We start from the raw sequence: 12,347 nt of genomic DNA on the forward strand, positions 1-12,347 counted from the left end.
AGGAGTGTTTAAAAGCGTGTTACCATTTTTTAAAGATGCAACCTTATCTACTGAAGAAGTGGCTCAGAGATTGCTGGGCTGCCTTCTTATTAAAGAAGAAGATAACCAGACCACTTCCGGATGGATTGTCGAGACAGAAGCTTATGTAGGAATCGACGATGAAGCCTGCCACAGTTTCAACAGCAGACGGACGCCAAGGCTGGAATCGATGTATAAAGAGGCTGGAACAGTCTATATCTATCAGATGCACACGCATCATATGGTCAATATTGTCACACGGACTCAAGCAGAACCTCAAGCCGTACTGATTCGAGCCATTGAACCGTATGAGGGTATACCTCTATTGGAAAAAAGACGAAACAGAAAAGGAATCGAGCTGACTAATGGACCGGGGAAGCTCACTAAAGCGATGGGTATCACCATGGCAGATAATGGGTCGGCTGCTGACAAAGCGCCTTTATACATCTCAGATGAGATGAGGAAAACACCACGGCTCATTGAACAGACTCAACGTATCGGAATACCTAATAAGGGACAATGGACGGATGCTTTGTTAAGATATAGTGTAGAGGGCAATCCATATGTTTCGCGCAAAAAAGGAAAACCCATGAATGATCATGGCTGGAAAGCGATGATACATTAAAGGAGGAATTTCTATGACGGAAAGTATTTCTAACTATATCGATTCAGAGCTCAAAACGGTTCTGCCGAATTTCAAGTGGCGCATGATCAAAAACAGCAAGAAAAAACTGATCGAACTCTATATTTCTATTTACGTAGAAACTAATGAAGACATTCAAGTTCAGGACACTCTGGGACAGAATAATGAACCCGGAAGTGTACAGTTTGAAGATGTGATTTGTCTGTACGATCCAGCTTATTCTCACGTTAAACCACAGAATTATCTGGCAGCGATACCCTTTGACAGTCACGTTGGGTTGGAAAAAGGATATGTTGATGCATTGCTGAGACAAATTAATTTAACGACTAAACAGGGAATGGTTGACCTTAAAGAATTCTTAGAGGACGATTTTGCCGGTCAATTCAAGTTGAACTGGAATGAAAATAATTTAAACAGTCTTATCAAAACACTAAAAGATACAAACCGGTATGAAAACGAAAAATTAAAAATGGTTCTAGAAGATGAACATTCATTTTTCGAAAAATTAAAAGAGGATGACAGCCATGACGGAGTGGAAAGAGTTTAGTGTGTCAATCAATAATGATGCCTCAGAACCAGTGTCCGCCATTTTTGACGCATTAGGATCTGCAGGGGTATCGATTACTGACCGAAATGATTTTTTGACCTTACCTGGCAGCAGTACAGGTGAACTGTGGGAACTGGACGAAGCAAACTTCCCTCAGGATGGAGTCATTATTAAAGGTTATTTTACAGAATTTGATAACCTTGAACAAATCGAATCAGAACTGAATACACGTATACTGAAGTTGAAAGACTTTGGCATCCCTATAGATGGGTACTCCCTTGATGTGAAGGATGTAGTCGAAGAAGAGTGGGCACATGCCTGGAAAAAATATTATCATCCGGTATCAATCACACGCTTTATGACAGTCGTTCCTCAATGGGAAGAATACAAGCCACAATTTATTGATGAACGAGTGTGTTATCTGGATCCTGGATTAGCTTTCGGGACGGGAACCCATCCCACTACTCAGCTATGTATTCAGGCACTGGAAACCACTGTCAGAAAAGGGGATACAGTTTTTGATGTAGGGACTGGATCGGGTGTGTTATCCATCGTCAGTGCGCTGTACGGTGCAGAAACGATCAAGGCATATGATCTGGATGAAATTGCCGTTAAATCAGCCAGAGACAATATCAAACTGAATAATCTACAAGATACGATTGAAGTGAGTACCAGCAATTTGCTTCAGGGCATCGAAGGAAAAGCGGATATCATCGTGGCCAATATTTTGGCTGAAATAATTATGCTGTTTGTTGAAGACGCTTATGGTAAACTGAATGATGGCGGATTGTTCATTACTTCGGGAATCATTGCAGATAAGAAAGATCAGATCATCGAAGAGTGTATTAAACATAAATTTGAAATAATCCAGGTCAATCAGATGAAAGACTGGGTAGCAATCATAGCAAAAAAAGAAGATAAGGACGTGTCATAAAATGGAAAACATTGAACAGTACATCGATCACACATTATTAAAGCCGGAATCAACAGATTTGGCTATTCAGCAGGCTTGTCTGGATGCAAAAAAATATAAATTCAAGGCCGTTTGCATACAGCCTGTCTGGGTCAAATATACAGCTGACCTGCTTAAAAATACAGGTGTTAATACCTGTACTGTCATTGGATTTCCTTTAGGAGCCAACACGTCAAAGGTCAAAGCCTTCGAAGCTGAACAAGCTGTTAAAGACGGCGCAACAGAAGTCGATATGGTTATTAATATCGGCGCACTTAAGAGTGAAGATTTCTCAGTCGTTCATGACGATATCAAAGCAGTCGTTGAAGCTGTAAAAGGGAAAGCAATCGTTAAAGTAATTATCGAAACATGCCTGCTGACTGAAAATGAAAAAGTCAGAGCCTGTGAAATTTCCAAACGTGCTGGAGCAGATTTTGTTAAAACATCAACAGGTTTCTCTACTGGTGGCGCAACAGTTGAAGATATCAAACTGATGCGTAAAACGGTCGGAAAAGAAATGGGTGTAAAAGCATCTGGTGGCGTTCGTACGATTGAAGATGCTCAAGCTATGATCGATGCTGGTGCAACACGTATCGGAACATCAAATGGTATCGCCCTTGTTGAAGGAAATGAAGCGACCGAAGCTTACTAAACTAAGCAGTTACAGCGGTCTTGCAGTCTTTTAGAAAAAGCGATATACTTATATGAGAAGCAGCCAGCACTTTAGCAGTGCTGGTTTTCTTATCATTTTTTTCAACATTTACCCAAAATGAACCCTTATAGAATGAAGGTGAAAGTCATGCCACAAAATAAAGATTATACACCTCAAGAGGTCATCGCTTTATGCTTGACGTACATGAACAGTGAACATGTCGCGTTTGTAAAGAAAGCATTTGACCTGGCGAATAAAGCCCATGAAGGGCAGATGAGAAAATCAGGCGAAGAATATATCATGCATCCCGTTCAGGTGGCAGGAATTTTAGCCGAATTAAAAATGGATCCTGTTACTGTAGCGACAGGGTTTTTACATGATGTCGTTGAAGACACCGATTATACCTATCATCAGCTGGCGGAAATTTTTTCACCGGAAGTAGCGGATTTAGTCGATGGTGTTACAAAATTAGGGAAGTTAAAGTTCAAATCGAAAAAAGAACACCAGGCAGAAAATCACCGTAAGATGCTCTTGGCTATGGCACAGGATGTCCGCGTTGTACTGGTAAAGTTAGCCGATAGACTGCATAATATGCGAACGCTGAAGCACCATAAACCGGAAAAACAGAGAGAAATAGCAAAAGAAACACTCGATATCTATGCTCCGCTGGCTGATCGTTTGGGGATCAACCGAATGAAATGGGAGCTGGAGGATACCTCTCTACGCTATATGAATCCTCAGCAGTATTACCGGATCGTTCATTTAATGAATTCCAGAAGAGAAGACCGTGAGAACTACATCGATGATGCTAAAGGCGCAATACAGGCTTCCATTGATGAGTTGGGAATCGAAGCACAAATCACTGGTCGTCCAAAACACATTTATTCTATTTACAAAAAAATGAAAAGTCAGAAAAAACAGTTCAGCGAGATTTACGATCTGCTGGCTATAAGAATCATCGTTGAATCGATCAAAGACTGTTATGCTGTTCTGGGGGCGATTCACACGAGATGGAAACCCATGCCGGGTCGGTTTAAAGATTATATTGCTATGCCAAAAGCGAATATGTACCAGTCCCTTCATACGACTGTACTTGGACCCAACGCAACCCCTCTTGAGGTTCAGATCAGAACGATGAAAATGCATGAAATAGCTGAGTATGGGGTGGCTGCGCACTGGGCTTATAAGGAAGGCATTTCAAAAAAACTGGACAATAACGAATTGAGTCAGCATATTTCCTGGTTTAGAGATATCCTTGAACTTCAGGATGAATCCCGTGATGCCAGTGACTTTATGGATTCGATTAAACAGGACATATTTAAAGACAAGGTGTATGTGTTCAGTCCAAAAGGTGATGTTATGGAGTTGCCTTCAGGATCCAGTACGCTTGACTTTGCATTCCACGTTCACACGGAAGTCGGTAATAAGTCGATGGGAGCGAAGGTTAACGGTAAAATCGTTCCTTTAAACTATAAACTGAAAAATGGAGATATCGTTGAAATGCTGACTTCGGCCAATTCTTTTGGTCCGAGTAGAGACTGGCTGAACTATGTTAATACGTCTAAAGCAAAAAATAAAATCAAGCGTTTCTTTAAAACTCAGGAAAAAGAGCAGAATATTGAACGCGGGAAAGAAATTCTTGAAAAACTCCTGCACGATATGGACTTTAATCCTAAATTGATCCTGAAAAAAGAGAATGTACTCAAGACGGCTAAACGCTTTAATTATCTTAATGAAGATGATTTTTATGCGGCGGTCGGGTATGGCGAAGTGAAGAGTATCACTGTAGCTAACCGTTTGACAGAGAAAGAACGGAAAGAAAGAGAAAAAGATTTAGTTCAAATAGACGAAACCAGCAACACGATTGAATTGAAGAATAAAAGAGAACCTGAGAAAATGAAGATTCGTCATGAAGGTGGCGTGGTCATACAAGGGGCCGATAATCTGCTGATCAGGGTCAGCAAGTGTTGCAACCCAGTACCCGGGGATGCGATAGTCGGCTATATTACCAGAGGCAGAGGCGTATCGATTCACCGAGTGGATTGCCCGAATATTCAAGGCACTGATGATCAGGCAAATAGACTGATTGATGTGGAATGGGAATCAAACGATTCTAAAAAAGAATACAATGCTGAACTTCAAATCGAAGGATATGACCGATCTGGATTCTTAAATGAAATCTTGCAGGTTATCAATTCCCAAACGAATAAATTAAGTAATGTAAACGGGAAACTGGATAAAAGTGGAACCGCGATTGTAAAAGTGACGTTAGCTATTCAGAATCTGAAGGAACTTGAACAAATCGTTGATAAAGTAAAAACCGTTCCTGATGTGTATTCAGTTAAACGCATCACATCTTAAATGAGGTCGATAAGGATTCAGGAGGATTGACGTGAGAGCAGTTATACAGAGAACTACAAAAGCCAGCGTAAGTGTAGATGAGGAACTGACAGGGGAAATCGCGAAAGGGTTTGTTGTTCTCCTTGGAGTAGAAGAGGCGGATACTCATGAAGATGTCGAGTATCTGGCTCGGAAAATAGCCAACATGCGGATATTTGAAGATGAGAATGAGAAGATGAACCGCTCCCTTAAAGATGTTGATGGAGAGATATTGTCGATTTCCCAGTTCACTCTTCATGCAGAGACAAAAAAAGGGAACCGTCCGAGTTTTACTGGTGCAGCTGGACCTGATAAAGCGGAAGACTTGTATAATCAATTCAATGCTCAGTTGGAAAAACTGGGGGTTTCGGTGAAGACAGGCCGATTCGGAGCGCATATGGTTGTCAGTCTGATCAATGACGGACCTGTCACCATCACTATGGATACGAAGAACAAATAAAAAGCGAGTACTAATTAAACCACTGAATCCAGACAGTCCGTTAAATCGGCTGTCTGAATTCAGTGGTTTTTTTGAGCATAGTAAAAGAGTGATCCTTTATATCAAAGGATCACTCTTTTAGGTCTTACAAGTGCGTCACTCAAGGTGAAAAGTATCCGGTGAGTCCCTGATAGATCGCATCAGCGATGGTCCGCTGATAAGATTCAGTATTGACGACTGTGATATCATGGTCGTTATCCAGGTAACCTAATTCAAGTAGAACGGATGCCTGACCATTGTTGCGTAAAACGAAGAAATCGCCATGTCTCACACCGTTATTTTTTAAAGGACCGTGTTGCGTCAGTGACTGGTTGATTGAATCAGCCAGAGCCCGCTCAGTTTCTGAGTAATAATAAGTGGTTGTGCCGCTCATCGTATTCGGAACTTCCATCGCATCATAATGGATACTGATATAGGCATCAGCTTGTGCTCGGTGTGCATAATAAACGCGATCGTTCAACGAAATAAACGTATCATCATCACGAGTCAGAATAACATTGGCACCGGTCCGTTCCAGCCTTTGAGCAAGTAGGAGAGCGGTGTTTAAAGCTACTTCAGCTTCTGTAAATCCGGTACGAGCAACAGCTCCCGGATCGTGTCCTCCGTGCCCGGCATCTATTACAATAGTCGCCTCAGCTAAATTTGTTGCATAATGACTAGTTGATGCATCATCGCTTACTTGTGCTGGGTCTGCAGGTGAGGCGTCTACAGTTTCAGCTAACCAGCTGGCTACATAAGCACGAGTGCCATCTGGTAAGTCGATGCCGTACCAGTCGTTTAGTTCTTCATTCACGACAAATTCAGTCATCTCATTAACCGTTGTAACAACTGGGGAGTCAACTGTAGGACTCTCCCTGAGGTTTGTCGGGCCCATACCAATACGGATACGCTGCGTTACATCTTGCACAGACTCAGTAGTCACTGAGGTGTCTGTTCTTTCTATATAATCTGAGTGGATCCAGGCAACCCTGTTATTAAACAATATCTGTATCCAGTCATTTTCAGCATATAGAATCTGATATTCTTCATTTAAATGCACTGTGCCTATGGTTGCAGAATCAGTGGTAGAGAACTGCCGGATATTGACTTGATTACCGGTAACCCTCCCCATCACTCTATTCTCCACAGAGACTTCTTCGTTTTCCACTAGCCAGCTGGCCACCCATCCGATGTTGTTGTTGGATAATCTGACTTTATACCACTGGTTTTCTTCACCTAATATCTGAAGCTGGTCATCTTCCTGCACCTGAGTCAATATTTCATGAGACAAGCCCGGGCCGTATCTGACATTTAAATGACTCGCCAGAACAGTGACTTTGTTTTCGTTCGCTAAAGCAATGAAAGAGCCTGTTAGAATAGTGAGTAAGGCTATGACTATGAAAATGAATGTTCGTTTGCTTATATATCTATGTAGGGTAGTGTAAGACAAATGACTCGCCTCCTTAATTCAATCTAGTCTTATTATACGCGGTTTATGACGATTTTAGCAATAATATTTCGAAAATAATAATGATTCAGAGAGGACTTTAATAGTAGGTCCATTATACTGATTATTCTTCTATAATACTACTGTAAATGTAACGGGTTTCAAAATAACGGGTGATATTGACTTTTAACGCCCTTTCTTGTAAGCTAAAATGAACAACCTAAATAGTATGATTATCCGTAATAAGGACTGCAAATTAATGCGTATCAAAGAGAGGATCTCCATGGCTGAGAGAGATTTATCCCATTAGTTGAATGACACCTTACAGGATTGATAAGGAGACTTGTCACGTGTGAGCGTTAAATCTATAGAGTGAAAGTTTTCTGACTTTCTGAAATAAGGTGGCACCACGTGAACAGACACGTCCTTTTTCTATTCAATAGTGAATAGGAAAGGGTTTTTTTTATGGAAAAATCAACTATAAAGAGCGGAGGACTAAGCTATGAATTATCAAAAATTAAAAGGGACAGCGGATCTGCTGCCTGAACAGACTAAAAAGTGGCAGGTCATCGAAGAAAAGGCTAAATCACTTTTAAAAAAATACCAGTTTAATGAAATCAGAACCCCTATGTTTGAACAGCTGGAGTTATTTGCTAGAGGTGTTGGGGAAACTAGCGATATCGTTACCAAAGAGATGTATGACTTTAAGGATAAAGGCGATCGTCATATTGCCCTTAGACCTGAAGGGACAGCCGGCGTCGTTCGGTCATTTGTGGAAAACAAACTATATGGTCCTGAATACCACAAACCGACTAAATTGTATTACATCGGCCCCATGTTTAGATACGAGCGCCCGCAAAGCGGTAGACAAAGACAATTTCACCAGCTAGGTGTAGAGGTCTTCGGGAGCAGAAACCCCGCGACTGATGTGGAAACAATGGTTCTGTCTATGGACTTATTCAAGCAGTATGCAATAACTGATTTAAAACTGGTTATCAATTCTCTTGGAAGCACTGAATCCAGACAGCAGTACCGCGAAGCGCTGATAGAGTACCTTGAGCCTTTCTTTGAAGAGCTGAGCAAGGATTCTCAGGAGCGATTATACAAAAATCCACTGAGAGTACTGGACAGTAAAGATAAAAAAGATAAGGAAATCGTCAAGGATGCACCATCGATCCTTGAGTATCTGGATGAAGCGTCTCTTGTTCACTTCAAGGCTGTTCAGGATATGCTGACTGATTTGGATATTCCGTTTGAAATCGATACAAATATGGTAAGAGGCCTTGACTACTATAACGATACGATATTTGAAGTCATCACTACGAATCCGAAATTCGGAGCCAATGCGACAATTTGTGCAGGGGGACGGTACGACGGATTAGTAGAAGAAGTCGGTGGACCGGAAACGCCAGCATTTGGATTTGGATTTGGTCTGGAACGGTTAGTCCTGCTGCTTGATCACATGGACTATGCTTATCCTGAATTGAATCCTCTGGATGCCTATATCGTGACAATGGGTGAGCAAGCAAACCGTGAAGCCAATAAACTGGCATACGCTTTGAGACAGAACGGTCTATCTGTTGAGCGTGAGTTTATGGACAGGAAAGCAGGAAAGCAATTTAAAACTGCCGATAAACTGAATGCAAAGCTGGTCTTTACTTTAGGTAAAAATGAAATCGAACAAGGCGTTGTACAGGTAAAAGATCTGAACAGTGGAGACCAGAGTGAGCTGTCTTTGAATGATGTCTATACTCAATTTGAACAAGTTTATGCTAAGTTAACGAGTAAATAAAAAAGGGGATTATTATAATGAAAAGAACGATGTACTGTGGGGAAGTCAGGCCATTACATGAACAGGAGACTGTCACTGTTAAAGGGTGGGTTCAGAAACGCCGGGATTTAGGCGGAATGATTTTTGTCGATTTAAGAGACCGAGAAGGCGTGGTTCAGGTCGTATTTAATGGAGAAATCAGTGAAGAGGCGTTGAACAAGGCTGAAAAAATCCGTTCAGAGTATATCATCTCTGTAACAGGTAAAGTTGTGTTACGTTCTCAAGGACAAATAAACAAAGACCTTTCGACTGGTGACGTTGAAATAGTAGCAGATTCGATCGAGATCCTGAGTGAGTCCAAAACACCTGTTTTTGACATCAGCGATGCCGTTGAAGTATCAAATGATTTGAGATTGAAATACCGCTATCTTGATTTGAAACGTCCGCGCATGCAGGCGAATATGAAATTAAGACATGCTGTAAAGAAATCATTTAGAGACTTCTTAGATGACCAAGGATTTTTGGATATCGAAACACCTTATCTGACTAAGTCGACTCCTGAAGGTGCGAGAGATTATTTAGTCCCGTCCCGAATGAGTCAAGGGAAATTCTTTGCATTGCCGCAATCCCCTCAGTTGTTCAAGCAGCTGCTGATGAGTTCCGGCTTTGATAAATACTACCAGATCGTTCGCTGTTTTAGAGATGAAGATTTAAGAGGAGACAGACAGCCTGAGTTTACACAGGTTGATATTGAGACCAGTTTTACCGATAAAGAAGATATCCAGTCAACTATGGAAAATCTGCTAGTCAAACTGGTAAAAGATGTTAAAGGCATCGACATCAACTCACCGTTTCCTCGTTTGACTTTTAAAGAAGCAATGGAGCGTTTCGGAAGTGATAAACCGGATCTTCGTTTTGATATGGAGCTCGTTGACTTAAAAGAAGTGGCTCTAAGCTCTTCATTTAAAGTGTTTTCTTCTGCTGTTGAATCTGGAGGAATGGTTAAAGGATTAGCTGTTAAAGGCGCTGCAGATCAGTTCTCCCGTAAAAAGATTGATGCACTTGAGTCGATTGCAAAAATTTATGGTGCAAAAGGCCTGGCCTGGATGAAAGTGACCGAAGAAGGACTGACGGGTCCGATAGCCAGATTCTTCAGTGACGAAGGAGCGCAGTCAGCACTACTTGACCAGATGGATGCAGAAGCAGGAGATTTACTGTTATTTGTAGCAGATAAAGATAAGGTTGTTTACGATTCGTTAGGCGCATTAAGAAGCCATTTAGGAAAAGCGCTTGACTTGATCGACACATCTAAACTAGCGTTTGCCTGGATTGTTGAATGGCCACTGCTTGAATATGATGAAGAAGAAGGCAGATATAATGCTGCCCATCATCCGTTCACTAGACCGGTTGAAGAAGACATTCCATTACTGAAAACTGCACCGGAGAAAGCCATGGCTGATGCCTATGATATCGTTTTGAACGGCTATGAAATCGGAGGCGGATCTATTCGTATCCATCAGAGAGCGTTGCAGGAAGACATGTTTACAGCATTGGGCTTTACAAAAGAGGAAGCACAAAATCAATTTGACTTTTTACTGGATGCTTTAGATTATGGGTTCCCACCACATGGCGGTATTGCATTTGGACTGGACCGATTAGTCATGATTTTAGCTGATGAAGAGAATATTAGAGAAGTCATTGCCTTTCCTAAGAATGGGAAAGCTGTTGATCCATTGACAAATGCACCATCCCCAGTAGCTCAGGCTCAGCTGGATGAATTGAAGCTGGCTCTTCAAAGTATTGAAAAAACGGAGGAATAACATGCTTTTAGGTTCACATGTATCAATGAAAGGGAAACATATGCTTGAAGGTGCTGCAAAAGAGGCAGCCGGATATGGTGCGACGACATTTATGATCTATACAGGTGCTCCTCAAAATACGAGACGCAAAGCGATAGAAGAGATGAATATCGAAGCAGGGCAGGCCTTTATGTCGGAAAATGACATCAGTGTATCTGACATCGTTGTGCACGCACCTTATATCATCAATTTAGGAAATACAATCAAAAAAGAAAACTATGCATTTGCTGTCGAGTTCATGAAGGAAGAGATCAAGCGTGCTGAAGCACTGGGAGCTACCCAGATGACGATGCACCCTGGCGCTCATGTAGGCGCAGGAGTTGAACCGGCAATTGATCAGATCGCCCAAGGATTGAACGAAATCCTGCATAAGGACCAGACGCTGCAAATCGCACTGGAAACGATGGCGGGTAAAGGAACAGAAATCGGGCGCTCTTTTGAGGAAATAGCCCGTATTATAGAAAAAGTTGAGTTGAAAGATAAGATTTCAGTGACATTGGATACGTGTCATATACATGATGCCGGCTATAATGTCAGAAATGATTTCGAGGGTGTACTTGAGGAGTTTGACCGTATTATCGGGTTGGATATGCTGAAAGTCATTCACATCAATGATTCTAAGAATAGTCAGGGAGCAGCCAAGGACCGGCATGCTAATATTGGGTTCGGCGAAATTGGCTTTGAAGCACTAAATCAGGTCGTTCATCATCCTAAACTGGCTCATTTACCCAAAATACTTGAAACGCCATTTGTTGGGGAAGACAAGAAAAATAAGAAACCACCTTATAAGTATGAAATAGCTATGCTTAGAGAGAAAACATTTAATCCTGAATTACTCGACATCATATTAAATAGCTGAAAGCCAAAAAGGAGTTTGTATGCGTGCAAACTCCTTTTTGTTATACTTAACGTACGTTTTAAGGAGGTTTTGATAATGGTCAGAGGATTAAGTGCCAGAGAAATTAAAGCAATCGATCACTTCACTATCAACTCAATCGGTATACCATCAGTAGTGTTAATGGAAAGAGCAGCACTCTCGGTGACAGAAGCTGTTCTCAGTGAGTATGATGACAATGAGAACTTCATCGTAGTCTGTGGAACAGGAAACAATGGGGGTGACGGCGTAGCTATTGCCAGATTATTGCACCAGTCCGGTAAACGAGTCACACTTCATGTAATAGGGGATCTATCAAAAGCCTCAGAAGAGACACATATTCAGCTGATAATTGCCAGACACCTGGAAATGACGATCAGTGAATCAGATGCCGATTTGTCCGAGCAAAAACCAGCTATTATTATAGATGCTCTTTTTGGAATCGGCCTGGACCGAGCGGTTAAAGATCCTTATCTTTCCGTCATAAAGGCGATTAATCAGTCAACTGCAACCATATTAGCAGTTGATATACCGTCTGGTTTGTCGGCAGATACAGGAATAGTCTATAATGAAGCTGTTAGGGCTAAAAAAACCTACACTATAGGATTCTGGAAGAAAGGGTTTGACAATGATCAGTGCAGACCATTCACCGGAGAAATAAAAACCCTGGCTATCGGATATCCTGAAGCAAAATTCTATCAGCACCTATTGGAGAGTGAGTAACGTA

11 protein-coding genes are annotated in these 12,347 nt (G+C 41.6%); 10 read left to right on the forward strand and 1 reads right to left on the reverse strand.

The genetic code is table 11. The features are described 5' to 3' along the window. Positions 1–16: 16 nt before the first annotated feature. The 6 genes from CLV38_RS00250 to dtd all read left to right on the forward strand — a co-directional run bounded on the left by CLV38_RS00250 (position 17) and on the right by dtd (position 5,651). Complete coding sequence (locus CLV38_RS00250; RefSeq protein WP_106189989.1) at positions 17–643, forward strand: DNA-3-methyladenine glycosylase; 627 nt, start codon at positions 17–19, stop codon at positions 641–643. Positions 644–656: 13 nt separating this feature from the next. Continuing rightward, entirely contained in the window at positions 657–1,208 is a 552-nt protein-coding gene (locus CLV38_RS00255) for a DUF3013 family protein (RefSeq protein ID WP_106189992.1), read from the forward strand. Beyond that, positions 1,186–2,142, forward strand: a complete 957-nt coding sequence (gene prmA, locus CLV38_RS00260) for a 50S ribosomal protein L11 methyltransferase (protein WP_106189994.1) — start codon at positions 1,186–1,188, stop codon at positions 2,140–2,142. The genes CLV38_RS00255 and prmA overlap by 23 nt, the downstream gene beginning before the upstream one ends. 1 nt (position 2,143) lies before the next feature. Beyond that, complete coding sequence (gene deoC / locus CLV38_RS00265; protein WP_106189997.1) at positions 2,144–2,812, forward strand: deoxyribose-phosphate aldolase; 669 nt, start codon at positions 2,144–2,146, stop codon at positions 2,810–2,812. Positions 2,813–2,959: 147 nt separating this feature from the next. Further along, the gene (locus CLV38_RS00270) at positions 2,960–5,173 is read left to right on the forward strand and encodes a RelA/SpoT family protein (RefSeq protein ID WP_106189999.1); all 2,214 of its coding nucleotides are present in this window, start codon (positions 2,960–2,962) and stop codon (positions 5,171–5,173) included. A 31-nt stretch (positions 5,174–5,204) separates the two neighbouring features. Next, positions 5,205–5,651: a D-aminoacyl-tRNA deacylase gene (gene dtd / locus CLV38_RS00275; RefSeq protein ID WP_106190002.1), complete on the forward strand. Its 447-nt coding sequence runs from the start codon at positions 5,205–5,207 to the stop codon at positions 5,649–5,651. Between the two features lie 139 nt (positions 5,652–5,790). Here dtd and CLV38_RS00280 read toward each other — a convergent pair whose 3' ends face one another. Continuing rightward, the gene (locus CLV38_RS00280) at positions 5,791–7,119 is read right to left on the reverse strand and encodes an N-acetylmuramoyl-L-alanine amidase family protein (RefSeq protein ID WP_106190005.1); all 1,329 of its coding nucleotides are present in this window, start codon (positions 7,117–7,119) and stop codon (positions 5,791–5,793) included. Positions 7,120–7,618: 499 nt separating this feature from the next. Here CLV38_RS00280 and hisS point away from each other — a divergent pair, with 499 nt between their 5' ends. The 4 genes from hisS (at position 7,619) to CLV38_RS00300 (ending at position 12,343) form a co-directional block, all read left to right on the forward strand. Then, entirely contained in the window at positions 7,619–8,908 is a 1,290-nt protein-coding gene (hisS, locus tag CLV38_RS00285; protein WP_106190007.1) for a histidine--tRNA ligase, read from the forward strand. Between the two features lie 14 nt (positions 8,909–8,922). Then, positions 8,923–10,707, forward strand: a complete 1,785-nt coding sequence (gene aspS / locus CLV38_RS00290) for an aspartate--tRNA ligase (RefSeq protein ID WP_106190010.1) — start codon at positions 8,923–8,925, stop codon at positions 10,705–10,707. Between the two features lies 1 nt (position 10,708). Further along, complete coding sequence (locus CLV38_RS00295; protein ID WP_106190012.1) at positions 10,709–11,605, forward strand: deoxyribonuclease IV; 897 nt, start codon at positions 10,709–10,711, stop codon at positions 11,603–11,605. A gap of 75 nt (positions 11,606–11,680) precedes the next feature. Then, positions 11,681–12,343: an NAD(P)H-hydrate epimerase gene (locus CLV38_RS00300; protein ID WP_106190014.1), complete on the forward strand. Its 663-nt coding sequence runs from the start codon at positions 11,681–11,683 to the stop codon at positions 12,341–12,343. Positions 12,344–12,347 lie beyond the last annotated feature (4 nt).

Origin of the sequence: Alkalibacterium olivapovliticus, from assembly GCF_003003275.1 — a bacterium.
Lineage (GTDB): Bacteria > Bacillota > Bacilli > Lactobacillales > Carnobacteriaceae_A > Alkalibacterium > Alkalibacterium olivapovliticum.